Genomic DNA, 25,100 nt, shown 5'->3' with positions numbered 1-25,100 from the left:
CAGGCCACGCGCACGGTGCTACTGCCACTGCATGGCAATAGCGACAATGTCACTTCAAATTAGATCGATTCAAGTTGTCCGTGCCACGTCACCGGATCAATCCAGGAGAGAGGGAGAGATGGGAATGAAGCATTCAACACGTACGCATGGCCAGGACGCACTGGCGCTGGCCATCGCGCTGGCCTTGGCCGCCGCCGTCATTCCGGCTGGCGCCGCCGCGCAGCAGGCCGCTTCCACCGGCTCGCAGGAAGCCACCAACCTGGACAGCGTCCAGGTCACCGGCTACCGCTACGCCATTGAAAAGAGCCTTGAGCAGAAGCGCGACGCCAACGCCGTGGTCGAAGTGATCACCGCCGAAGACGTCGGCAAGTTCCCCGACAAGAACGTCGCCGACGCTCTTCAGCGCGTGCCCGGCGTGGTCATCACCCGCAGTGGCGGCGAAGGCAAGAGCGTCAGCGTGCGTGGCCTGGCACCCGACCTGACCCTGACCCAGTTGAACGGCAATTACGTGGCCACGTCGGAAACCAACGACGAAGCCACCCGTTCGTTCAACTACACCCTGTTGCCGTCGAACATGCTGTCCAGCGCCGAGCTGTTCAAGTCGCCGGAAGCACGCATCGATGAAGGCGGCATCGGCGGCACGGTCATCCTGCACACCCGTCGCCCGCTGGACATGGAATCCAACTCGGGCTTCGTCACGCTCGAGGGCACCTCCTCCGATACCCACCACGATATCGACCCGCAGGCGTCGGCCCTGTATTCGTGGCACAGCAAGGACGAGCGTTTCGGCGTGCTGGTCGGCGTGACGCAGCAGAAGCGCACCACCCGCACCATGGAAGCCAGCACCGAGGACTACCAGTGGTATGGCGCCGGCAAGGCGCGCGATGCCTATGGCAACGTGCAGGCGCAGGATGGCATCCACTACTGGTGGGGCAAGTCCGGCTTCAACAACCAGACCGGGGGCAACTACAGCGACTTCTTCATGCCGACGTCGGTCAACTTCGCGGTGAAGGAAGAGAAGCGCGAACGCAAGGGCGGCCAGCTGACCTTCCAGTTCAAGCCGGTCGACAACGTTACGATGACGGCCAACTACTTCCGCTTCGAGCTGCAGGGTGACTACACCCAGAACATGCTGAAAATTCCGGAATGGAGCATGGCCCGCTTCAACGGCGATGGAAACTGGGCCGGCGGCCGCCTGCTCAACGGCCTGGATTTCGATCCCAGCGGCAACACCGTTACCGGCGCCCAGTTCGAAAAGCTGGCCGGAAAGACCTACTACTGCAGCGAAGACCAGGCCAAGGCCGCTGGCCTCAAGCCCGGCGGCTGGGGCCCGGACGACTGCACGGTTCCGACGCCGCAGCTGACCGGTGGCTACAGCAAGGAAAAGGCACTCTCGCAGACCGCTGACCTGACCATCGACTGGGACATCAGCCCGCTGTGGAAGGCCTCGTTCACCGGTGGCCGTACCTGGTCCGAAGGTGGTCCGTCGATGAACTTCCGGATGTCGGCCAAGCCGCGCCGCAAGGTCGGCAACGATTACCTGTCGGGCAACCTGTACAGCGCCTGGGACCTGACCGGTACGCCGTCGGCCACCTTCTCGCCCGACCTGCAGCAGCAGCTGATGAACGGCATCGCCGAAGTCGACACCGGCTCGACCGATTCGTCGTGGAAGCGCACCGAGGTCAAGCAGAACTACTTCCAGGCCGACGTCACCAAGCTGTTCGAGTCGGGCTGGCTGGACTCGATCCAGTTCGGCGCCAAGTACCGTGACGGCAAGGTCCATCGCAATACCGGCAACACCTACTGGGTGTGCCCGGGTCGCGACCCGGCCGACTATGACAACAGCCGCTACCAGAGTGGCTGCGATCCGACTGCGGGCGACGCGCAGCCGGGCTTCTTCCTGTCCAATCCGATCAACAACATCGCGGGCGGCTTCAATGCCAACGTGTTCCCGGGCATCAACTACCCGGCCTACATCGATTACCTGAACAAGACCTACGGTGGTTCGCACAACCGCACCGAGGAAGACTTCGTCTACAACGTCAACGAGAAGATCTACTCGGGCTACTTCCAGGCCAACTTCCGCACCGAACGCGTGCGCGGCAATGTCGGCGTGCGCGTGGTGCGCACCAAGCAGTTCGCGCAGTCCTCCGACTCGATCGAGAAGTTCAACGACTACTTCCTGGACAACGCGTCCGGCGCGCCGATGGCGTGTACCGATCCAGCTGCTGCGGCCTACCCGACCTACAGCTGCGAGAGCGGCTTCGTGCGCCTGCCGCACGACCTGGCGCAGAGCAAGACCTACAGCCTGATCGGCGTGGACCGTACCTACACTGACGTACTGCCGAGTTTCAATATCGCCTGGGACATCACCGACACGCTGGTGCTGCGTGGTGCCGCGTCGAAGGTGATCGCCCGCCCCGGCTACACCGACATCGCAGCACCGGGTGCACTGAGCTACTACAGCGAGGAGTACGTCAATGATCGCCGCGTTGCCGGTGGCGCATCGACCGCAGGCTGGGTCGGCCAGGGCAGCAACAAGCAGCTGGAACCGTTCAAGGCCACCCAGTTCGACCTGGGCCTGGAGTGGTACTTCCAGCCGGGCGCGGTCGCCGGCGTCGGCCTGTTCCGCAAGAACGTGGACAACTTCACCCTGCCGGTGGTGCGCGACACGCCGATGGTCATCAACGGTGAAGCGGTGAACGTGCAGCGCTACGAGACCCAGGCCAATGGCCGCGATGGTGTCTCGCAGGGCGTCGAGCTGTATGGCCAGTACACGTTCGATTTCGGCTTCGGCGTGCAGGCCAACTACACCTACAACGACACCAACCTGGCTTCCATTGTTCTGGACGGTCAGGAAATCGGCTCCTCGCCACTGGTCGGCAGCGCCAAGAACCAGGCCAACGTGACGGTGTTCTACGAGAACGAGAAGTTCCTCGCGCGCGCCTCGTTCAACCGTCGCGGCCAGGTGGTCGGTGGGCTCAACAATGGCCTCACCGTCTACACCGAGCCGTATGACCAGCTGGATCTGAACGTGGCCTACAACCTGACCCCGGACTGGACCCTGACCGCCTCGGTGATCAATGCCACCAAGTCCGAGCAGCGCGTGCACCTGGGCAGCGACACCAAGGCACGCCTGATCTCCAATACCTACGCAGGCCGCCAGCTGTACTTCGGCGCTACCTGGAAGTTCTAAGGCAACACCGGGTTGCCCGGGCCCGCCCCGGTGCAACCCACGCCCCGCCCTGGCGGGGACGTTCCTCCACGGCAGCCGCGCTGGTACAGGTGGCTGCCGTTTTCATTGGTGCGCGCTCATTGGTGCGTTGTCATTGGTGCGTTGTCATTCAGTCCAGCGCTTGACCCTGCCATCGTTGGAAGGTGCACACTGGCCCCATCCCAAGAGCATCGAAGGAGCTACAGATGGAATTCCATGTCGACGGCATGACCTGCGGCGGCTGCGCACGCAGCGTGACCCGTGCGATCCAGCAGATCGATCCGAACGCCAGCGTGGTGGCCGATCCGCCAACCGGTCTGGTCAAGGTGCAGACCACCGCCTCGCAGGAACAGGTGTTCGCCGCGGTGAACGATGCCGGTTTCCCGCCGCGCACGGCCTGATTCCCTGCCCTGCCTGCACAACGAAGCCTGCCTCGTGCTTTGGCACGACGCAGGCTTCCTGGTCTTCACTCCCGGGCACCGGATTTGAGCGGAGTACACCGAAGCACGGCATCACCGCCACATGACCTTGCACGCTCAAGAAATGCAGTCACGTTCCGGCATCTGGCCTGGATTCCTTGCTAAAGACTGCCAATGCACCCACCAGCCATTACGTCGCTGGGTAGAATCATCATGTAACGTTTCCATCGACTACGCCGTTGATGGATGCAGTCCGCGACCGGAATAATCGAGTTCCGGAAACGCTATTTGCGCAAGCGTGGAGCCATTCATTTCCCGCAGCACGCCAGCTGCTTCGGGGGCCGGGCCATATGACAACAGTGAGCGCCCAGCAATCGACTCTGCTAGTGCCAGCCTCGCTCAACGAATGTATGCAGTCCAGCGTGCAACGACCCGTAACGATGGGGATGCACCACATCAACGGCAAGCACAATCGATTACGCCTGCTCGCATGATGGGGACCAGAGCAACATCAACAATGGCCATTCCTCAATGACACTGTCAGCACACGCCGGTTTCAATAACCTCACTAATGGGCTTTTGTCCATTCATGGACTATCTTATGCTCGATGCGAGCAGCGAGACCCTGTCGATGGAAGACTTGGACCTCAGACACAATGACGTGCGCACGTGGTGATACGAGATTGGCAACGCAAGCCCACCCAACGCCCGGCGACCCTTGACCGCGGAAAAACATAGAACAATAACCATGCAGATAGCCAAGGCCGCCCAACTAGCAGTACACAACGTACTCAAAGAAGGACCGACCGACATATTTTCTCGCCCGTTCGAGATCGACCTTCTTAAGAATGAAAACTTCGCAAAGGAGGTCATGAAGAATGTCGAATCCCGGCTCAAATCAGGATCACTGAGCGGGCTTAAAACACACCCCATCCAGCACGTGTTGTTTCCGAAGAAGGATCCATTTGATTTTCGCCGAGCCGCGCTAATGCAGCCAATGGATACGATTACGTATCTAGCCCTTGCACTCACAATTGCTGACGAACTGGAAACCCATCGCCCTCAGCCCGCCAAGCATCGCGTCTTCTCGTATCGATTCAAGCCGAAGGACGGATTTCTATTCAACCCGGCGTATAATTTCACATCATTTGAACAGCATGTCTCAAACAGCGTAAGACGGCCGAAAACGAAGGTTCTGGTCAAGTGCGATATCTCGAGCTTCTATGATCGCCTCAACCTTCACAGACTGGAATCCACGCTACTGGGCCTCCCCCTGGACAAGGGGCCGGTCAAGCTCATAAATGAACTTCTTCTTTTCTGGGCAAACCGCGATTCTTACAGCCTCCCCATTGGCGGGAATGCCAGTCGGATCCTTGCAGAAGCAGCATTGATATCAGTCGACGACTATCTATTGTCGAATGGAGTCAACTTCTGCAGATTCGTTGATGACTATCGCTTCTTCGCCCCGGATATAGAATCCGCGCATGCTTGGCTGACTCTCTTTGTTGAGCGGCTCTTTCTGGAAGGCCTTTCGATCAATCCAGCAAAGACCTCGATCGAAGACGTTGCATCGCGGCGCACGAGCATTGCTGTCGTTGCGCCCCCCACCCTGCCACACAATCCGAAGCGCGATCTAGGCCCGGCCCGCCTGATCGTCGGATATACAGGAATCATCCCAACCAAATTTCGCGAACTCTCGGAGAGAGAGTCTGCTGAACTTATGCATGAAGACCTCGACTCAATACTGAAACAACTGAAAGAGAAAGTGGTCGTACTTCCCGACGATATTCGCCGCCTCCTGCGCATACTTGTGGCCCAGAGTGCTTTCAACAAGCTAAGCTCGCTGCCCGAGATCCTGAACCGGTTCCCTCAATTCACACCCCTAGCGGTTGACCTCCTGATAAAGAAGTCAGGCAATGTGCCCTCGGAGGTTCGTGACAACCTGACAAAGTACTTCATAGGCAAGACGAACATCTCGGAGAAAGTTCCGGAATACATATTGATCGCAGTGGTCCGCCTTCTTGGCGCCGAGGGATACCAGCGAAAAGATGCACTGCTCGATATCTTCCGGAACCAGAAACGAAACGCGGGCTCGTACATCGGTCGATGCATTATTGATGCCATACATGAACCGGCGACCCGGAATGATGCACTGGAAGTGCGACAGTACTTCAATCGTGCAGATGCCTGGGAACGGCGAGCGATCATTCGCCTCGTCAAGAGTAAACTACCTGAGGAAGAGACGCGCCCATGGCTGAAGAACGTGAGAATTCACACTGCCGATGATCACTTCGCCATTGAGTCATTTGAACCAAAGAAGAAGTGAGATCGAAAGATGATTTCCTAGTTATTGACAGAAATTCGGCAAGCGTCCCGGCGTATTCAGAGCTTCACGCCAATGTCAGCAGACAGTCCACACTCCAGATCGATGGGGCACAACGGCTTCTCGCTGCTACTCAGGCGGCGTGGCTGCGCCGCCGCACCGCGCCGGTCTTCGCGGCAACGACCGGCACCGGAGCCTCATCGTCTTCGCCCAACCGCTCCAGGATCGGGCATTCCGGGCGCTCATCGCCCGCGCAGCAGCTGATCAGTGACTTCAACGTGTCGGCCATCTGCCGCATCTGCTCGATGCGCTGTTCCAGATCGGCGATGTGCTGTTCGGCCAGGTGCTTGACGTCGGCACTGTGGCGCGAGGTGTCGTTCCACAGGCCCAGCAGATCGGTGATCTCGGCCACCTGGAAGCCGAGATCGCGCGCGCGACGGATGAAGCGCAGACGGTGGATGTCCGCCTGCGAGTACGCCCGGTAGCCCGACTCGGTGCGATCAGCCGCAGGAATCAGGCCGATCTGTTCGTAGTAGCGGATCATCTTCGCCGAAACGCTGGACGCCTTGGCGGCTTCACCGATGTTCATGCGGTTCTCCTTCAGTGGCTCGCAGCGAGGGCATCCGCCATCGGCGGCTGGAAGCGGCGCAGGCGCAGTGCGTTGCCCAGCACGAACACGCTGGACAGCGCCATCGCACCGGCGGCGAACACCGGCGAGAGCAGCACGCCCCAGACCGGGTACAGCACGCCGGCAGCCACCGGAATCAGCGCGGTGTTGTAGGCGAAGGCCCAGAACAGGTTCTGCCGGATGTTACCCAGCGTCGCCTTCGACAGCGCGATGGCATTCGGCACACCCTGCAGGTTGCCCGACATCAGCACCACATCGGCCGACTCCACCGCGATATCGGTGCCGGTACCGATGGCCAGGCCGACGTCGGCCTCGGCCAGCGCCGGCGCATCGTTGATGCCGTCACCAACGAAGGCGACATGGCCGTGCGTGGCCTTCAAGCGACGCACCGCTTCGACCTTGCCTTCCGGCAGCACCTCGGCAACGACTTCATCGATACCCAGCTGGCGTGCGATCGCCTGCGCGGTGCCGGCATTGTCGCCGGTGATCATCGCCACCTTCAGGCCCAGCTGGTGCAGCGCCGCGATCGCGGCCGGCGTGCTCGGCTTGATCGGATCGGATACTGCGATGATCGCTGCCAGGCGTCCATCGATGGCCGCGTACAACGGCGACTTCCCCTGCGCGCCGAGTTCGGCCGCCAGCGCTGCAAACGCGGTGATATCCACGCCAAGATCGCGCATGAAACGATCGGCGCCGACCTCCACACGCGCACCCTCCACGCTGGCGCGTACGCCCATGCCGGTGACCGACTCGAAATCAATCATCGACGGCAGCGCGAGGCCCTGCTCGGTGGCTGCATCGACAATGGCGCGGGCGATCGGATGCTCCGAACGTGATTCCACGGTGGCGACGGCGGCCAGCACTGTGGCGCGATCAAAGCCGTCGGCGATCTCCAGGTCGGTCAGGCGCGGGCGGCCTTCGGTCAGCGTGCCGGTCTTGTCCACCGCCACCACCTGCGCGTCCTTCAGCAACTGCAGTGCTTCACCCTTGCGGAACAGCACGCCCATCTCGGCGCCACGACCGGTTCCGACCATGATCGACGTCGGCGTAGCCAAGCCCATCGCGCAGGGGCAGGCAATGATCAGCACCGCCACCGCATTGACCAGCGCGAAGCTCAGCGCCGGCGATGGGCCGAAGATCAACCAGACCGCGAAGGTCGCCAGTGCGGCCAGCATCACCGCCGGCACGAACCACAGGGTGACCTTGTCGACCACCGCCTGGATCGGCAGCTTCGAGCCCTGTGCCTGTTCGACCATGCGGATGATCTGCGCCAGCATGGTCTGCGCGCCCACCGCCGTGGCACGCACGGTCAGTGCACCTTTCTGGTTGACCGTGCCGCCGACCACGCTGCTGCCCGGCTGCTTCTCGACCGGAATCGGTTCGCCACTGATCATCGACTCGTCGATGTAGCTGCGCCCCTCGATCACCTCGCCATCGACCGGCACGCGCTCGCCCGGGCGCACTTCCACCACATCGCCGCTCAGAACCTCGTTGACCGGGATCTCGATCGTGCGGCCGTCACGGATCACATGCGCGACCTTGGCCTGCAGGTTGACCAGGCGCTTGATCGCCTCCGAGGTACGGCCCTTCGCGCGCGCCTCAAGGAAGCGGCCGAGCAGGATCAGCGCGACGATCACCGCCGCTGCTTCGTAGTAGACGTTCACCGTGCCCGGCGGCAGCAACCGCGGTGCAAAGGTCGCCACTACCGAGTAACCGAACGCTGCGGCGGTACCCACCGCCACCAGCGAGTTCATGTCCGGTGCCAGCCGCAGCAGTGCCGGGAAACCCTTCTGGTAGAAACGGCGGCCGGGAATGGCCAGCACCAGCAGGGTCAGTACGAACTGCAGGTACCAGCTGGTCTGCATGCCGATGGTGGCCATCACCCATTCGTGCATGCCGGGAATCAGGTGCGACCCCATTTCCAGCACGAACACCGGAAGTGCAAGTGCGGTGGCCACGATCAGGTCGCGTTTCAGTTCGGCGCGCTCGGCATCCTTCTTTTCCGCCGCTTCGTCATCGGATTGAACGCCTGCTTCGATGGCACGGGCGGCATAACCGACCTTGTCGATGGCCGCTACCAGCGCATCCACAGCGGCCACGCCGCGCACCGTGGCGCGTTCGGTGGCCAGGTTGACGCTGGCCTGGCTGACGCCCGGTACCGCCAGCAGCGCGCGCTCGACGCGGCCGACGCAGGAGGCACAGGTCATGCCTTCCACTGCCAGCTCGATGGTGCCGGCCGGCACGTCATAACCCACCCGCTCCACCGCCTGGATCAGCGCGGCGCGATCGACCGGACCGGACGCGCGGATATCCGCACGTTCGGTGGCCAGATTGACCGAAACACTGCCGACGCCCTCGACCTTGGACAGCGCCGCTTCGACACGACCGACGCAGCTGGCGCAGGTCATGCCCTCGATGGGCAGGCTGATGGTGGACGGGCTTGCGGGGACTGCAGTGGCGCGGGGCGTGCTCATGATCGGATTCCCGGGGTTCCTTCTGGATGCGGACAGGCTAAACCTTGCCATCGTGGGAAGGTCAAATCCAGCCACCCCGGGGTTCATGAAGGGGTTCATCCACGCATGGCGTGGATCTACCGGGCGGACGGGGGCGCCTTGCGGATCAAGGCCCGACGCCCCCGCCGTCCACCTCAGAAGGTGAACACGTATTCCAGCGCGAACTCGCGGCCAACCGCGCCGAGCAGGCGGGTCGGAGCGAAATCGTAGTCCAGCTTGTACGGGTCCTTGTGGTTCCAGCTGGCCGAGTTGAACGCGTTGTTGACGTAGACATTGACCTTGGCGTGCTCGGTCACCTGGTAGCCCACGTTGAAGTTCCAGGTGATGAACGGCCCCACCCGCCCGTAGTAGCGCGCCGTCTGCTGGCCGGCGTTGGGATTCGGGTTGGGCGAGCCATCCGGACGCGTGGCCGGTTCCAGGCAGTTGAGCGACGGGCTGTCGCTGGGCACGTAACCATCGGCGAACGGCAGGCAGCCGCCAGGATTGTTCAGGCGATCGGTGCCCCAGTGGTAGCGTACGCCCGGCACCGAACCGATGCGATCGGCATAGACGTTGGCATTCCAGTTGCCACGCTGCCAGGCCAGGCTCGCGCGCAGCTTGCTGCGCAGGTCACGGTCACGACGCTCCGGGTTCGGATCGTTGGCGTAACGCTGTTCCTTGGTCGAGATCTGGTTGGTGTAGTTCAGGCCGAGCTGGAAGCTGCCCCACTGCGCGGTTTCCAGGCGATAGCGCGCGGTCAGGTCGATGCCGCGCACTTCGCGGCTGGCCAGGTTGAACGGGCCGCGCTCGATCGATACCAGGCGGCCGTTGCTGTCACGGTTCACGCGGGCCAGGATGCCGGCGCAATACTCGCCACCGGCCGGATTGGCCCACGGCGTACCGTCCATGTTCTTGCCGGTCAGGCAGCCCGCTTCGCTGGCCAGCACCTCGTCGGCGCCAACGTCGACGATCATGTCTTCCAGCTTGATTGCCCAGTAGTCGGCACTGACCGAGAGATTGGGCATCACGTCCCAGACGAAACCGACCGTCCACGAATCACCGGTCTCCGAGCGCAGCAGCGGCGTGCCACGCCGGTTCACGTCGAACGTGTACCAGACATCGGTATTGCCCACGCCACAGTTGTTGACCAGGTACGCGCCGCTCTGGATGCAGCGCAGGCGGTCATAGGTCTGCACTTCGGAGCTGCTGGGCTGGCCCAGCAGGTAGTGCATGTCCGGCGCATGGAAGCTGGTGGCATAGGAGCCACGCACCAGCAGCGACTCCACCGGGCGCCATTCCAGGCCGACATTCCAGGTGGTCTCCTTCTGGCTGCCGATGTCCAGCGCTTCGCCGCTGTTGTCAGCCTTGTAGCTGCCATAGCGGTCATAGCGCGCGGCCGCAGTGGCGGTCACGCTTTCCAGCAGCGGGATCTTGAACTCGACGCCGGCCGAATAGCGGGTACGCTCGCCGCCACCGCGATCGACGTTCTGCAGGTCGAAATCGATGCCGGCGCGCGGATCGGGACTGAGGTGATAGCCCTGCTGCGCGACTTCGGCCACCGCCGCGAACGAGATCGGGCCGGCCCAGCCCTGGAACAGCTCGCCGGTGATGTCCGCCGAAGCCTGATTGACCCATGAGGACGCACGGTTCTTCGCCACGGTGCCCATCTGCCAGTACTGATCCGGCGTCAGCGGGTTCCACCAGCGCGATTCGTTCAACGCATAGATCGCCTCGCCGTCGGCGGTAGTGCCCAGCTTCGGGCCGAGGAAGTAGTCGTACGACTTCTGCTTGTCGACCACGTTCTGCCGTTCTTCCACGCGGTAATAGGAACGCCCCACCGTGGCGCTCCAGTCGAAGCGATCGGCCAGGCGTCCACGCAGGCCCGCACTCCAGTCCCAGGACAGTTCGCGGTTGGTGTTGCGCAGCGTATCCAGGCCGCCCACCTCGTTCGGGGTGAACTGGCGCACGCCGAGGATCGGGCGGTTGCGGTTGGCATCCCAGTAGTAGCCGTTGTCATCGTCGATCAGCGACACGCCGGGCGGATTGGTGCCCCAGATCGCTTCGGAGCGGTACACCGCCAGGTTGGTCCAGGCCTGCAGGTCATTGCTGAAATCGAAGGTGGCATACAGGTTGCCGGACACGTTCTCGGCACCGCCGGTGAGCAGCCAGTTGGCGTAGTCGGCGCTCATGCCGCACAGGCGGCCGGTGTTGGTGATGGTGTTCGCGGCGTAGTTGTAGACCAGGCGATCGGCGGTGTAGTACTCGCCATCGAACTTCTCGCAGGTGCCGGTGGGCGGCGCCAGGCGCTGGCCGGTGGTGGGATCGATCAGCGCCAGGCCGGCGGTGGGACGGAAGCCGACCTTGCGTTGTTCCATGTTCCAGGACGGGTACGGCGCATCGTCGGCATCGTCCATCTGCGGACGGTCACGTCCGAACAGCGGATCGCGCTTGGTGTACTGCAGCGCGTAGGTCACGCTCCAGTTGTCGCCGGTCTTGCCGCCGGCCCAGGATAGGTCCCAGGTATCGCGCCCGCCTTCGGTGGAGGTGCCGCCGCGCACGCGCACTTCGTCGCCGTCGTACTTGGTTTTCAGGATGACGTTGACCACGCCGGCGATCGCATCGGAACCATAGATGGCCGAGGCACCACCGGTCAGTACTTCGATGCGCTCGACTGCGGCAGCGGGAATGTTGCCGTAGTTGGAGAAGTTGGTTTCGCCACCGTAGGGCAGCGGGTAGTCGGCCACGCGGCGGCCGTTGACCAGCAGCAGCGAGCGGTTCGGGCCCATCCCGCGCAGGTTCAGGCCGCTGGCATTGGGCGTATGCGAGCCCCACTGCGAGGCCGCCTCGACGGTGCCGGTGGCTTCAGTGAGTGTCTTCAGCGCGTCGTACACGCTGACGAAGCCTTCCTTCTGGATCTGTGCGGCAGTGATCACGTTGACCGGCGCCGGACCTTCGACGCTGGCGCGCTTGATGCGCGAACCGGTGACGGTGACCGCGTCGAGATCCTTGGTGGACGAGTTGGCGGCCTCCTGCGCGCTGGCCGCCAGGGGCAACAGGGCCAGGACCAAGGCCTGGGACAGCAGGTGACGACGCTTGCGGACGATCTGAGCCATGGGTGGTTGCTCTTCGAAAGTGTGGACGCACGGACGGGTGGTGGCGCGGCACTACGGCTGATCCGGGCACCTGGATCGGTTCAAGACCGATACGGCGCCCTCCCCTGTGGATCGATCCAAACTAAAGCACAGCTGAACCACGCCCGGCATGCGGCGACGCAGCAACACGTGGCGTAATGCCGTTATCGGCTGCAGGTATCCAAAACAATCAACGGGTTGCGAAACATCGCTGAGAAGACGGCGCACACGTCAATGACACGATCGCGACAATCGTGCGCGGAACTATTTTGTCCGTGGCGGGCCGGCGTACGGGGTCGGATCCCCTCAGGGAAGGGCTCTGACCCGACTGCATCCAGATGGGGTCAGAGCCCTTCTGCGAAGGGATCCGACCCGGGGCTTGCGATCAGGCGTCCAGCGCCTGCCGCAGCGCGGCTACGGTGGCGGTTGCGGTCTGGCTCCAGTCCGGGTCCAGCCCTCGCAAAGCCTGGTTCTGGAACTGCATGGCCGAGCGCCGCAGCCCCTTGGCCGAGGCGTGCAGTTCGGTGCAGCCGGTCTGCCTTGCCACGGTAGCGATGTTGCCCGGTGCCAATCCGGCACCAGCCATCACCGTAATGCGGCCTGCTGCCTGGGTAACGAGGCCTGCCAGCACATCGGCACCCGCCTCGGCACTGACCTGACCGCCCGAGGTCAGCACGCGCTGGCAGCCCAGCCCGATCACCTGCTCCAGCGCGGCGGGCAGATCGCGGGCGGCATCGAAGGCGCGATGGAAGGTCACCTGCAACGGCCCGGCAGCCTGCACCAGCTCGCGGCACAGCGCCACGTCGATCCCACCCTGTACATCCAGCGCGCCGATCACCACGCCATCGCAGCCCAGTGCGCGGCACTGCGCGATGTCACGCAGCATCAGTTCGGCTTCCAGCCCGTCGTAGTGGAAGTCGCCCGGGCGCGGCCGCACCAGCACGCACAGCGGAATCGACAGGCGTTCGCGGGCAATCGCAATGCTGGCGAACGACGGTGTGGTGCCGCCTTCGGCCAGGTTGTCGAACAGCTCGATGCGGTCGGCACCGCCGGCCTGCGCGGCCAGCGCCGATGCAAGCGAATTGCTGGCGATCTCCAGGGTGAGCCGCGTGCTCACGTCTGGGTGCTCGTGTAGATCGATGGCGAGTCGCGCAGGTCATCCTGGCGCTGCCCATCGCAGACCGCGTAGACAAAGCCGCGATGCAGCGCGTAAGCGCCGACCTCGCCCTGCTTGTTCATGGCCAGGAAGCAGACCTGCAGTGTCTTGCTCGCTTCCGGGCGCTTGCGCACCACGCGGTCGATCGCTTCGCGGCAGGCCTGCGCCGGCGAGCGCCCCTGGCGCATCAGCTCGACCACCAGGAACGAGGCGGCGTTGCGGATCATCTCTTCACCCACGCCCGAAGCAGTGGCCGCGCCCACGTCGTTGTCGACGTACAGGCCGGCACCGATGATCGGACTGTCGCCAACGCGACCGTGCAGTTTCCACGCCATGCCGCTGGTGGTGCAGGCACCGGCCAGATGGCCATTGGCATCCAGTGCCAGCATGCCGATGGTGTCGTGGTTGTCGCTGTTGCCGGGAATACCGCGGCGCTCGGCATTGATCTGCGGCTGGTACTTCTCGGTCTTCAGCCACTCGCGCCAGGCCGCTTCGGCCTGCGGCGTCAGCAGGTGCTTGCGCTCGAAACCCTGCTGCACCGCGAACTGCTGCGCGCCCTCGCCCACCAGCAGCACGTGCGGGCTGTTCTCCATCACTTTGCGGGCCACCGACACCGGATGCAGGATGTCGACCAGCGCGGCCACTGCACCACAACGGCCATCGCCGTCCATGATGCTCGCATCCAGGCTCAGCACGCCGTCGCGATCCGGGTTGCCGCAATGGCCGACGGTGGGGTTGCACAGCTCGCTCTCGGCCCAGCGTGCGCCGGCTTCCACCGCATCCAGCGCGCTGCCGCCCTGCGCCAGCACCTTCCACGCGGCCTGGTTGGCCGGCACGCCGAAGTCCCAGGTCGAAACCACCCTGGCACCACCCTGCGTGCGCGCCTGCACGCCCGGCAATGCCGCCATGCCTGCGGCCAGGGCACCGGCCTGCAGGAACTGCCTGCGATCCACCATCTTCCCCTCCCAGTCTGCAATGCATGGCCGGCCCGATGCCGGCCCTGCCGATCAGTCGTGCGTGGGTTGCCGCGCTGCGTGCCAGACCGCTGCACCGAGCACGCCCAGCTGGCCGTGCTCCACCCGCCATACCGGCACCTGGCGCAGCACCTCGGTCAGCACGCCCTTGTTGAGGAAGCGCTCACGGAAGCGGCCATCGGCCAGGAAATCCTGCACATGCGCGGAAATGCCCCCGGCCAGGTATACCGAGCGCGCGCCGACGGCGATCGCCGCGTCGCCGGCCAGGCTGCCCAGCCAGGCACAGAACACCTGCAGCGTTTCCACCGCCAGTGCATCCTCGGCGCTGCGCGCCGCGCCGATCAACGCCTCGGTACTGGTCCACACCGGGGTGACATCGCGCAGTTCGCACAGGCACGGATACAGGTTCATCAGGCCGCTGCCGGACAGCACTCGCTCGTTGTCCACGTGCGCCCAGCGCTGCAGCAACTTGCCCAGCACCTGCAGTTCCAGCGCGTTGCCGGCGCCGAGCGCGGCATGGCCGATCTCACTGGCCAGCACCGGGCGCTCGCCATCGGCGAAACGCAGCGCGGCACCCAGGCCGGTACCGGCACCCAGCACCAGCGCCGGGAAGGCCTGGGCTGGATCGGCGTCGCCGTTCAGCGGCACCAGGGTTTCCGGCTGCAGGTACGGGATGGCCAGCGCCACCGCTTCGAAATCATTGATCAGCTGCAGTTCGCGCAGGCCGGACTGTTCGCGCGTGGTCGACAGCGAGACTGTCCACGGCAGGTTCGAGTTGATCAGCACATCGCCATCGAGCAGGCCGGCGATGGCGACCACCGCGGTCTGCACCGGCTGGCCAAGGCCTGCGGTGAAATCGGCCAGGATCGCGGCCAGGCTGGGATGCTCGGCGCAGGCATAGGTGCGATGGCTGCCCAGCAGCGGCGCGTGGCCGGGTTGGGTCTCAGCCAAGGCCAGGCGGGCGAAGGTGCCGCCGACATCGGCAACGACCAGATGGCGCGGAAGACCGCCGCGGGCGGAGTCGGAGGAAACCGGGGACGCTGCTGCGATGGTCACGCTGGCCTGCTTGGATCGATTGAATCGCCCCGATTCTCAGGCATCGGGGCGGCTTTGCCTAGCACGCCGATGGTTCAGGTTGGCCTACATGCCTTCCTGTTCGGCCACCTGCACACCATCCACCAGCACGCGCAGGCGCTGCGGGCGGAAGCCGGCAAACAGCAGTGGCCGGGTGCGCTCGACCAGCACTTCGTGGCCGGCGATGTGGCGCAGCCACGACTGTACCAGCGAGAACGAGAAGTGGGTGCCCGGATGCAGCGGGTGTTGCACCCAGACCTTCTCGGTAGCGCTCTGCAGCAGCATCGCGCCGGTGAACCAGTGGCGGCTGAGGGTCACCGGCGTAGTGCCGGCCATGAAGCGGATATCCATGCGGGGTCCTTTCGCGTTGGGCAGCGACGCCCTTGGATCAGGGCTGGGCAGTCTGCAGGCTGTAGCTGGTGGTGGCGGTGAACACTGCACCATCAGGCTGGGTGGATCGTACCTCGACCTTGTGGCTGCCCACGGCCAGATCGGTCGGCAACGCGCCGCGCCACAGGTGCGGCGATGCAGTGGCCTCCGGCGAACGGTCGTAGCCACGCAGGCTGCTGGCCAGATCATCGGCCACGTTCTCCACCATCAGGCGCGGATCGGGCTGGCTGACCTGCTTCATAGGCTGCCAGGCGCCGCCATCCACGCGGTACTCGACCACGCTCGCGTCCTCGCCCATGTAGACGTTGGCATAGATGCCCCAGGCCGGGTAGGCGCCCTGGCGCAGCACCTTGGGTGCATGCAGGCCGATCTGCTCGCTGGCCGGCTGGCCGGCCACGCGGTACTGCAGCTTGTAGCTGCCGTTGCCGGCCACGTCGAGCAGCGCATAACCCTTCGGTGTGCCATCGCTCATGGTACTGTCCGGCACGCCGGCGGCATTCTTCACGCCCGACCAGAACGCACCGCAGTTGGCACCGACGTTGTATTCGTGCAGCGGCTTGTCACCGTTCCAGCCCTCGGCCTTGCCGTGGTAGACGTGCTGCTGGGTGTGGCTGTGGCCGCTGAGCACCAGCACGTTGCGGAAGTCCTTCAGCAGATCGAACAGGCGCTGGCGGTCGGCGTGACGGAAAGTCTCGCGCCCCGGCGCCGCGTCGAACAGCGGGATGTGCATGCCCAGCACCAGCAGGCGATCCTTGTGCATGCCCTTCAGGTAGCTGGCGAGGAAAGCGAACTGGTCTTCGCGCAGGCCGCCGATGTACTTCGGCTTCGCCTTGGGGTCGTACACCACGTCGTCCAGGAACACGAAGCTGGCGCCGCCCTCTTCCACCGCGTAGGTGTCCGGGCCGTAGATGTTGCGCCAGCTGTCCAGCGAGTGTTCGTCGCTGGCCGCATCGAAGTCGAGGTCGTGGTTGCCCGGCACGTGGAACCACGGCACGCCAAGCGCGGTGGTGACCTTGTTGATCGCCGGGTACAGGGTCAGGTCGTCGTTGACGATGTCACCCAGGGTGGTGCCCATGCGCGCCCTGGTCTGGCCAACCAGCGGCGCCACGATCGACTGCTGGTAGTAGCCGATGTCCTTCAGGCTGGCGGTCTGCGAATCGGTGAACACCAGCATCTGGAAACCACGGCGGCTGTCATGGCGATCCGACTGCAGCGCGAAATCCCAGTTGCGGGTGACGTCGCTGGTCGCGGCGATGCCACCGTACTTCAGTGCCGGTGAACCGTTCGGGCGGTAGTGGCGCCAGAACGAAGGCAGGCCATCGGCCGCCTTCGGGAACGAATACGCATCGGGCTTGATCACGAACACGGTCTGGCCGTCGCGCACTGGCAGGCTGTAGCTGCCATCGGCGGCGGTCTTGACGATGGCCTCGCCGTTGGAGACCTGCACCCCGGCCAGGCCCGGATCGGTCGCACCGCGCCCGGGTTTGCCGTCACGCTCCAGATAGACCTTGCCGCTGACCACGGTATCCGCGGCCCAGGCCGGCGAGGTCAGCAACAGGCAGCACAGCCAGGCGGCAGGCAGTTTCATGGGCGGTCCGGGAAAGAAAGACCGCCTATTGTAGATTCCGTTGATGACATCGCGCACGCTGTGGCGCATTGCCGGTAGTGCCGGCCGCTGGCCGGCAACCAGCCGATGCCCGACGATCATGAGGTTGCCGGCCAGCGGCCGGCACTACCGCTCTTCAACGATGGCGCTTTTCCAGCACCGCCCGCGCATCATCCAGCGACAGCCCGCGCGCGCGCAGCAGCACCAGCAGGTGATACAGCAGGTCCGAGGCCTCGCCCAGCAACGCCTCGTCATCCTGCGCCACGGCGGCCAATGCGGTCTCCACGCCCTCCTCGCCCACCTTCTGCGCGATGCGGCGGATGCCGCCCTCGAACAGGCTGGTGGTGTAGCTGCCTGGTGGGCGCTGCGCCTCGCGCATCGCCAACAGCTGGCCCAGCCCGCCCAGGAAATCCTTCGGTGCCCCGTCGAAACAGCTCTCGGCGCCGGTGTGGCAGGTCGGCCCGGCCGGGCGCGCCATCACCAGCAGCGTGTCGGCATCGCAGTCGACACTGATCGACTGCACCACCAGCACGTTGCCGGACTGCTCGCCCTTGGTCCACAACCGCTGCTTGCTGCGGCTGAAGAAGGTCATGTGACCGATGGCCAGCGTGGCCGCCAGCGAATCGGCACTGACATAGCCCAGCATCAGCACCTGCAGGGTGTCGGCATCCTGCACCACCGCCGGCAGCAGGCCGTCGCCCTTGCCCCAGTCCAGCGCCTGCAGCGCATCCAGCGACGGCTTCACTTCAATAGACATCCCGCACCTCGATCTGCTGTCCGCGCAGGTAGCGCTTCAATTCTGGAATGGCGATGGCGCCGCTGTGGAACACACTGGCCGCCAACGCGCCGTCGACATCGGCCTGGTCGAAGGCCTCGGCGAAGTGCTCCATCGCACCGGCACCGCCGGAGGCGATCAGCGGCACCTGGCACAGGGCCCGCGCCTGCTGCAGCTGCACGACATCGTAGCCACGGCGTACGCCATCGCTGTCCATGCAGTTCAGCACGATCTCGCCAGCGCCACGTCGTTGTGCTTCGACAATCCAGTCCAGCGTGCGCAGCGGCACCGCCTGGGTCTTGTCCGGGTCGCCACTGAAGCGGCGCACCCGCCACTGGCCATCCGCCTCGCGAACCGAATCGACACCGACCACCACGCATTGCACGCCAAACTCGTCTGCCAACTCGGTGATCAGCTCCGGGCGGCCCAGCGCAGGCGAGTTGATCGACACCTTGTCGGCACCGGCGAACAGCACGCGGCGCGCGGTTTCCACGCTGTCGATGCCACCGGCCACGCAGAACGGAATATCGATCAGGCGTGCGATGCGCTCGATCCAGGCGACGTCGACTGAACGCGCCTCGGGGCTGGCGCCGATGTCATAGAACACCAGCTCGTCCGCCCCCTGGTCGCGATACCGCTGGGCCAGTTCGGCGATGTCGCCCATGTCGACGTGGTCGCGGAAGCGCACACCCTTGACCACGCGGCCGTCGCGCACGTCCAGGCACGGAATGATGCGACGGCTCAACATGCCAGCGCCTCCGCCAGGTCCATGCGCTGCTCCAGCAGCGCCTTGCCGAGGATGGCACCGCCGCAGCCGGCAGCACGCGCCTCGGCCACATCGGCCACGTCACGGATGCCACCGGAGGCCTGCACAGCCACGCCCGGCAGCAGCGCCGACAGGTGCTGGTAGAGGCTGATGTTGGGCCCGGCCAGCATGCCATCGCGGGCGATGTCGGTGCACAGCAGGTGGCGCATGCCGGCACGCGCATAACGCAGGGCCAGGTCATCCAGGGTCACGCCGGCGTTCTCGGTCCAGCCGTGCACCGGCAACTGCCATTGGCCCTGGGCATCCTGGCGGGCATCCAGCGCGATGGTGATGCGCTCGGCACCGAACTCTTGCAGCCAGCCGACCACTTCGTCGGGGTGGCGTACTGCCAGCGAACCCACCACCACGCGGCCGGCGCCGGCATCGAGGATGCGCGCCACGTCGTCGCGGCCGCGCACGCCACCGCCGGTCTGCACCTGCAGCGGCGTCTGCGCACGGATCGACGCCAGCAGCGGCGCAAGGGTGTAGCCACCGGCACGCGCAGCGTCCAGGTCGACCAGATGCAACCACTGCGCGCCCCGCGCAGCGAAGGCCTGTGCACGCGGCAGCGGATCGTCGCCATACGAGGTTTCCTGCGCGTAGTCACCCTGGCGCAGCCGCACCACGCGGCCGTCGCGGATATCCAGCGCGGGGTAGACGATGAAACTCATGCAGCAGTGCCCTCGAGGAAGTTGCGCAGCATCAGCGAACCGGTCTCACCGGAGCGCTCGGGGTGGAACTGTGCGCCGTAGTAACGCCCCTGCTCCACCACCGCAGTGAACAGGCCACCGTGGTCGCAGGCAGCAACAGTGTGGGTATTGAGTGGCGCCGCATAGCTGTGCACGAAGTAGGCGCTGGCGCGCTCCGGCACGCCTTGCAGCAGCAGCGATTCGCGCAGCGGGAGCAGGCGGTTCCAGCCCATGTGCGGCACACGGATGCCGCAGGCCGGTACCAGCTTGCGCACCACGCCCGGAATCAATCCCAGTGTCTCGACGCCGGCCTCCTCGGAGCGTTCGAACAGCAATTGCATGCCCAGGCAGATGCCCATCAGCGGCACCTCCAGTCGCTGCAGCGGTTCCACCAGGCCCTGCGCATGCAGGCGCTGCATGCCGGGACCAGCGGCGCCGACGCCGGGCAGGATCACCCGCTGCGCACCGACCAGACCGTCCGCATCGCGCACCAGCCGCACCGTCGCGCCCAGGCGCTCCAATGCGTAGCGCACCGAGCCCAGGTTGGCACCGCCGGCGTCGATCAGCGCAACGTCGCTCACAGCGCCCCCTTGGTGCTCGGCAGTGCCGTGCCCTGGCGGGCCAATGCCGGGCGCAGCGCGCGCGCCAGTGCCTTGAAGCAGGCCTCGACCTTGTGGTGGTCGTTGTCGCCGCGCACCTGCAGGTTGAGGTTCAGGCCGCTGGCGTCGCACAGCGAACGGAAGAAGTGCGGCACCAGCTCGGTCGGCATATCGCCCACGCGCTCACGCTTGAACTCGCCCTCGAACACGAAATAGGGGCGGCCGCTGAAATCCAGCGCAGCGCTGGCCAGGGTCTCGTCCATCGGCAGGGTGAAGCCGTAGCGGCCGATGCCGCGCTTGTCGCCCAGCGCCTCGCGCAGGGCCTGACCCAACGCCAGCCCGGTGTCCTCAATGGTGTGGTGCTCGTCGATGTGCAGGTCGCCCTCGGCCTGGATGTCCAGCGCGAACCCGCCGTGCTTGCCGATCTGTTCCAGCATGTGGTCGAAGAACGGCAGTCCGGTGGCGATGCGCGCATCACCGGCACGGTCCAGATCCAGTTCAACGCGGATCTTCGTCTCCTTGGTGTTGCGCTGGACCACCGCGGTGCGTGGCGCGTCGGCCAGTGCGTGGGCGATGCCCGGCCAGTCCCACTCGCCACCGAACTGTTCGGTGCGCAGCTGGAAGCCACGGATGTTGAGGTTGTCGGCGAACTGCAGGTCGGTGATGCGGTCACCAACCATGCCCGAACGCGCCCAGTCGATGCTGCGGTCCTGCAGGTAGCCTGTCATCAAGCCGATGCCCGGCTTACGGGTCGGCGCGTTGTCCTGCGGCCAGCTGCAGTCGATCAGCACGTCACGGAAGGTGATGCCCTGGCTTTCTAAGATCTGCAGCATCAGGTCGTTGGGGCCATCGAAGCTGGCGCGCGGGTAGCTGTCGCTGCCGAGGCCATCCTGATTGGTGACGATCACGAACTGGTAGCCGGCATCCCGCAGCTTCAGCAGCGCCGGGATCACCTGCGGCACGAAGCGCAGCTTCTCGTAGGCGTCGATCTGGAAATCGGACGGCTCCTCGATGAGGGTGCCGTCGCGGTCGATGAACAGGATCGGGGTCATGCTGCGGCCCTCCGCGCCGACAGGGCCGCAAGCACGCGGTCATTCTCTTCGGGGTTGCCGATGCTGATACGCAGCGCATCACCCAGCTGCGGCGCGGCGCGCTGGTCGCGCACCACCACACCGGCATCCAGCAAGGTGTCGAACGCTGCCTGCGCATCAGCGAAGCGGACCAGCAGGTAGTTGCCGGCCGAGCGGTACACGCGACGAACGCCAGACAGGCCCGGCAGCGCAGCGAACAGGCGTTCGCGCTCGGCGATGACCGTGGCCACGCGCTCGGCGGTACGTGCCAGTGCGGCCGGCTGCAGCGCCTGCACGGCCAGCTCGGCGCACGGGGTCGGCACAGGATACGGCGCCTGGCAGCGGCGCAGTACGGCAATCAGTTCCGGCGCGGCGATCAGGGTGCCGATGCGTGCAGCCGCCAAGGCATGCGCCTTCGACAGCGTGCGCAGCACCGCCAGATTGGCGTGCGCGGCCAGCAACGTGGTCGCCGACGGGCGCTGCGCATACTCGACATAGGCCTCGTCCACCACCACCAGGGCCTGCCCACGCAGAGCAGTGGCGACGCGCTCGATCTCGTCCAGGGCGATGTCACTGCCGGCCGGGTTGGACGGTGCGCACAGGAAGACCAGCTTGGCGTTGCGCGCCTTGGCGGTATCGATCACAGCATCCAGATCGGCACGCAGGCCGTCTTCGGTATCCACCAGGGGCACTTCAATCAGTGCGGCGCCCTGCAGGCGCGCACAGACCGCGTACATGCCGAACACTGGCGGCGTGACCAGCACGCCATCGCGACCCGGCACGCACAGGGCACGCACCAGCAGATCAATGGCTTCGTCGCTGCCACGGCCGATCAGCAGCTGCGGCGGCGTCACGCCGTACAGCGCCGCCAGGCCCTCGCGCAACGCCAGCGGCTGCGGTTCCGGATAGCGCCGGCTGTTGCCCGCCGCATCAGCCGGATTGGCCCAGGCCGACTCGTTGGCGTTCAACCAGACCTCGCCCTGCACCGCCGCGCTGCGCGCCGAGCTGTAGCCGGCGAAGGCCTGCAGATCCGGGCGCACCAGCGCCAGCACATCATCGATATTCGCGTTCATGCCGCCGCCTCCATGCGAAGCGCAACCGCACGCTCATGCGCATCCAGGCCCTCGGCGCTGGCGATGATGCGCGCACAGCCGCCGATTGCCGCCAGTCCAGCAGCGCTGGCGCTCTGCACGCTGATCAGGTTCTGGAAGCTGGCCACGCTGACACCGCTGTAGGCACGCGCGGCACCGGCGGTGGGCAGCACGTGATTGGTGCCGCTGCAGTAGTCGCCCAGCGCTTCGGGCGTGTAATCGCCGAGGAACACCGAGCCGGCAGCCTGCACCTGGTCCAGCCAGTCGCGCGGTTCGCGCAACGCCAGGATCAGGTGTTCGGGCGCATAGCAGTTGCTGATCGCGAAGGCCTCGTCCAGCGAATCGACCTGGATCAGACGCGACGCCGACAACGCCTGTCGCGCGATCTGCTGGCGCGGCAGCAGGGCCACCTGGCGCTCCACCTCTGCCTCGACCGCCGCCAGCATCGCGGGGGCGTCGGTCAGCAGCAGTACCTGCGAATCCGGACCGTGCTCGGCCTGCGACAGCAGGTCGGCGGCAACGAACGCCGGATTGGCGCCGGCATCGGCGATCACCAGTACTTCGGAGGGACCAGCCGGCATATCGATGGCGGCGGCGCCATCCTGTGCGACCTGCTGCTTGGCTTCGGTGACGAAGCTGTTGCCGGGCCCAAACAGCTTGTCACAAGCCGGAATGCTGGCCGTGCCATAGGCCATCGCGGCGATCGCCTGCGCACCACCCAGCTTGAACACGCGCTGCACGCCGGTCAGGCGCGCGGCTACCAGCACCGCCGGATCGGCGCTGCCATCGGCGCGCGGTGGCGTGCACAGCACCACCTGCGGGCAGCCGGCCAGCTGCGCCGGAACACCCAGCATCAGCGCGGTGGACGGCAGCGGCGCGCTGCCGGCCGGTACGTACAGGCCCACCCGGCCGATCGGACGCAGCATGCGCTCGCAGACCACGCCCGGCGCGGTTTCAACTGCATAGGCTTTGCCCATGCCCGCGGCGTGGAAGCGCGCGATGCGTTCGGCGGCTTCGACCATCGCCTGTCGCAGTTCGGCGGGCACGGCGGCTTCGGCAGCGGCAAACTCGGCTTCGGAAACTTCAAACGAAGCCAGCTCGACACCATCGAAACGCGCAGTAATCGCACGCAGCGCGTCGTCACCCTGCGTGCGTACCTGCGCGATCAGCGCGGCCACGGCATCGCGGGTCTGCTGCGCCACGGTCTGCACCGGGCGGGTCAATGCCGCGCTGCGCGCGGCCTCATCAAGTCGGGACCAGATCAGACGGTTCATGCCAGCGACCGCTCCACGCTCAGTACCATCAGGCCCTGCGCACCCGCACGCTCGAGTTCCTCCATGCGCTGCCAGCTCAACGGGCCGGGGCACATGGTCTGCAGGCGCAGCGCGCCGCCATCGGCCGGCAACCGCACCAGCGGCTCGGCATCGGCCAGCAGCTGCGCCAGCGCGTCGACGCGGTCCTCGCTGGCACGGAACATCAGCAGCTTGCGGTCCTGTCGCTGAACCACGCCGTCGAGGCGGCGCAGCAGCATCGCGCGCAGCGATGCACGTGCATCATCCGGCACGCGCACCGCGCCGGCCAGCACCGCCTCGCTGTCCAGCAGGTTGTGCACCGGGGTCAGCTGGTTGGCGCGCAGGGTGGCGCCGCTGGAGACCAGATCGCAGATCAGGTCGGCGGTGCCCAGGCGCGGGGCGATTTCCACCGAACCGGACAGCTCGACCACCTGTGCGTCCACGCCCTGCTCGGCCAGCCACTGCTTGAGGATGGCCGGGTAGCTGGTGGCGATGCGGGTGCCGGCCAGCTGCGCCGGACCCTGCCACTGCCATTCCTCGGGCACCGCCAGCATCAGCCGGCACTGGCCGAAGCCCAGCCCGCGCAGCGCCTGGTAGGCGTCCGGCAGGCCGATCTGACGGCGTGCCGCGGCCTGTTCGTCCAGCTCGTTGCGGCCGACGATGCCGAGGTCGCAGACGCCGTCGGCGATCAGGCCGGGGATGTCGTCGTCGCGCACCAGCAGCAGGTCCACCGGCAGCGATTCGCCGTAGCAGAACAGCTTGTCGCGGCTCTCGCGCCAGCTCAGGCCGCAGGCGCTGAGCAGGTTGCGGGCGGGTTCGGCCAGCCGGCCACTCTTCTGGATGGCGATACGCAGCCGGTCTCGTGCCGGCGCTGCCTGGGTTGCACTCATGGGGGATGTCTCGAAGTTCGGAACGGGGCGCGGATCAGCGCGAAGCAAGGCGGTCGATGGCGGCGGCATAGCCTTGATGGCCATGCTCGAGCGTGCGTGCCACCCGTCCGGTGGTGGTCACGCTGACGCCGGTGCGCTCGTGAATCTCGCGGTACGGCACGCCCTGCTGCAGCAGCGGCACCACCTTCCAGCGGTCAGCCATGGCTTCCAGCTCGGCCGGGGTGCACAGATCACGCAGGAAGGCTTCGACCTGTTCCGGCTCGCGCAGGGCGGCAAAGGCTTGGGCCAAGGCTTCCAGGTCGGCCTTCGGGTCTTTGGCGGCAATCTCGGGGCGGGCTTTCACGGGGTCGTTTCCATGCATCAATGTACTAGCGCGTTAGTACATTAGCGCATTCTTGCGCAGTGCGTCAAATCGAGGGTTGAGGGGGCGGCAGGGCTGCTGCCCTGCACCCGCAGAGGCAAGAGCCAGAGCAACGGCAAAA

Annotated in this window: 20 protein-coding genes; 3 read left to right on the top strand and 17 right to left on the bottom strand. The window is 65.5% G+C overall.

Going from position 1 to position 25,100, the window contains the following annotated elements:
* The first annotated feature begins 118 nt into the window (after positions 1 to 118).
* From ACZK5G_RS10010 to ACZK5G_RS10000, 3 genes are all read left to right on the top strand, one after another.
* Positions 119 to 3,196 carry a TonB-dependent receptor gene (locus ACZK5G_RS10010; protein WP_189719532.1) on the top strand — a complete coding sequence of 1,026 codons (3,078 nt, stop codon included), beginning with the start codon at positions 119 to 121 and terminating at the stop codon, positions 3,194 to 3,196.
* A 224-nt stretch (positions 3,197 to 3,420) separates the two neighbouring features.
* On the top strand, positions 3,421 to 3,615 hold the full coding sequence (locus tag ACZK5G_RS10005) for a heavy-metal-associated domain-containing protein (RefSeq protein WP_008267227.1): 195 nt from the start codon (positions 3,421 to 3,423) through the stop codon (positions 3,613 to 3,615).
* Positions 3,616 to 4,381: 766 nt separating this feature from the next.
* Positions 4,382 to 5,959 carry an RNA-directed DNA polymerase gene (locus tag ACZK5G_RS10000; protein ID WP_368850829.1) on the top strand — a complete coding sequence of 526 codons (1,578 nt, stop codon included), beginning with the start codon at positions 4,382 to 4,384 and terminating at the stop codon, positions 5,957 to 5,959.
* Between the two features lie 130 nt (positions 5,960 to 6,089).
* Here the strand turns inward: ACZK5G_RS10000 and cueR are convergent, their stop codons facing one another.
* From cueR to ACZK5G_RS09915, 17 genes are all read right to left on the bottom strand, one after another.
* On the bottom strand, positions 6,090 to 6,545 hold the full coding sequence (gene cueR / locus ACZK5G_RS09995) for a Cu(I)-responsive transcriptional regulator (protein WP_368850830.1): 456 nt from the start codon (positions 6,543 to 6,545) through the stop codon (positions 6,090 to 6,092).
* 11 nt (positions 6,546 to 6,556) lie between these two features.
* Positions 6,557 to 9,058 (bottom strand): heavy metal translocating P-type ATPase, encoded by a 2,502-nt coding sequence (locus ACZK5G_RS09990; RefSeq protein ID WP_478466254.1) that lies wholly within the window; start codon positions 9,056 to 9,058, stop codon positions 6,557 to 6,559.
* A gap of 173 nt (positions 9,059 to 9,231) precedes the next feature.
* Complete coding sequence (locus ACZK5G_RS09985; protein ID WP_478466252.1) at positions 9,232 to 12,189, bottom strand: TonB-dependent receptor plug domain-containing protein; 2,958 nt, start codon at positions 12,187 to 12,189, stop codon at positions 9,232 to 9,234.
* A gap of 403 nt (positions 12,190 to 12,592) precedes the next feature.
* Entirely contained in the window at positions 12,593 to 13,324 is a 732-nt protein-coding gene (locus ACZK5G_RS09980; RefSeq protein WP_478466250.1) for a copper homeostasis protein CutC, read from the bottom strand.
* Positions 13,321 to 14,319 carry a glycosylasparaginase gene (locus tag ACZK5G_RS09975; RefSeq protein ID WP_049398505.1) on the bottom strand — a complete coding sequence of 333 codons (999 nt, stop codon included), beginning with the start codon at positions 14,317 to 14,319 and terminating at the stop codon, positions 13,321 to 13,323. The genes ACZK5G_RS09980 and ACZK5G_RS09975 overlap by 4 nt, the downstream gene beginning before the upstream one ends.
* A 51-nt stretch (positions 14,320 to 14,370) precedes the next feature.
* Positions 14,371 to 15,393: a glucokinase gene (locus tag ACZK5G_RS09970; protein WP_478466248.1), complete on the bottom strand. Its 1,023-nt coding sequence runs from the start codon at positions 15,391 to 15,393 to the stop codon at positions 14,371 to 14,373.
* Positions 15,394 to 15,477: 84 nt separating this feature from the next.
* Positions 15,478 to 15,762 carry a hypothetical protein gene (locus ACZK5G_RS09965; protein WP_005409434.1) on the bottom strand — a complete coding sequence of 95 codons (285 nt, stop codon included), beginning with the start codon at positions 15,760 to 15,762 and terminating at the stop codon, positions 15,478 to 15,480.
* Positions 15,763 to 15,799: 37 nt separating this feature from the next.
* Positions 15,800 to 17,389, bottom strand: coding sequence for a calcineurin-like phosphoesterase C-terminal domain-containing protein (locus ACZK5G_RS09960; protein WP_478466247.1), 1,590 nt, complete (start codon positions 17,387 to 17,389; stop codon positions 15,800 to 15,802).
* Positions 17,390 to 17,543: 154 nt separating this feature from the next.
* A complete protein-coding gene (hisIE, locus tag ACZK5G_RS09955; protein WP_478466245.1) occupies positions 17,544 to 18,164 on the bottom strand; it encodes a bifunctional phosphoribosyl-AMP cyclohydrolase/phosphoribosyl-ATP diphosphatase HisIE in 621 nt (206 codons plus the stop codon).
* Positions 18,154 to 18,930 (bottom strand): imidazole glycerol phosphate synthase subunit HisF, encoded by a 777-nt coding sequence (hisF, locus tag ACZK5G_RS09950; RefSeq protein ID WP_005409431.1) that lies wholly within the window; start codon positions 18,928 to 18,930, stop codon positions 18,154 to 18,156. Before hisF ends, hisIE begins: the two co-directional genes overlap by 11 nt.
* Positions 18,924 to 19,658 carry a 1-(5-phosphoribosyl)-5-[(5-phosphoribosylamino)methylideneamino]imidazole-4-carboxamide isomerase gene (gene hisA / locus ACZK5G_RS09945; protein WP_201118987.1) on the bottom strand — a complete coding sequence of 245 codons (735 nt, stop codon included), beginning with the start codon at positions 19,656 to 19,658 and terminating at the stop codon, positions 18,924 to 18,926. The genes hisF and hisA overlap by 7 nt, the downstream gene beginning before the upstream one ends.
* Positions 19,655 to 20,257, bottom strand: a complete 603-nt coding sequence (gene hisH / locus ACZK5G_RS09940) for an imidazole glycerol phosphate synthase subunit HisH (RefSeq protein WP_008268504.1) — start codon at positions 20,255 to 20,257, stop codon at positions 19,655 to 19,657. Before hisH ends, hisA begins: the two co-directional genes overlap by 4 nt.
* Positions 20,254 to 21,327 carry a bifunctional histidinol-phosphatase/imidazoleglycerol-phosphate dehydratase HisB gene (hisB, locus tag ACZK5G_RS09935; RefSeq protein WP_478466243.1) on the bottom strand — a complete coding sequence of 358 codons (1,074 nt, stop codon included), beginning with the start codon at positions 21,325 to 21,327 and terminating at the stop codon, positions 20,254 to 20,256. Before hisB ends, hisH begins: the two co-directional genes overlap by 4 nt.
* Positions 21,324 to 22,418 (bottom strand): histidinol-phosphate transaminase, encoded by a 1,095-nt coding sequence (gene hisC / locus ACZK5G_RS09930; protein ID WP_478466242.1) that lies wholly within the window; start codon positions 22,416 to 22,418, stop codon positions 21,324 to 21,326. Before hisC ends, hisB begins: the two co-directional genes overlap by 4 nt.
* Positions 22,415 to 23,710, bottom strand: coding sequence for a histidinol dehydrogenase (hisD, locus tag ACZK5G_RS09925; protein ID WP_478466240.1), 1,296 nt, complete (start codon positions 23,708 to 23,710; stop codon positions 22,415 to 22,417). Before hisD ends, hisC begins: the two co-directional genes overlap by 4 nt.
* Positions 23,707 to 24,618 carry an ATP phosphoribosyltransferase gene (hisG, locus tag ACZK5G_RS09920; RefSeq protein ID WP_010482592.1) on the bottom strand — a complete coding sequence of 304 codons (912 nt, stop codon included), beginning with the start codon at positions 24,616 to 24,618 and terminating at the stop codon, positions 23,707 to 23,709. The genes hisD and hisG overlap by 4 nt, the downstream gene beginning before the upstream one ends.
* Positions 24,619 to 24,652: 34 nt before the next feature.
* Positions 24,653 to 24,961 (bottom strand): YerC/YecD family TrpR-related protein, encoded by a 309-nt coding sequence (locus ACZK5G_RS09915; protein WP_180844071.1) that lies wholly within the window; start codon positions 24,959 to 24,961, stop codon positions 24,653 to 24,655.
* Between the last annotated feature and the right edge of the window lie 139 nt (positions 24,962 to 25,100).

The organism is Stenotrophomonas sp. 62841_Sma, from assembly GCF_056482945.1.
The sequence above is the reverse complement of the archived record's forward strand: the minus strand, read 5'-3'. Positions and strand labels throughout refer to the sequence as shown.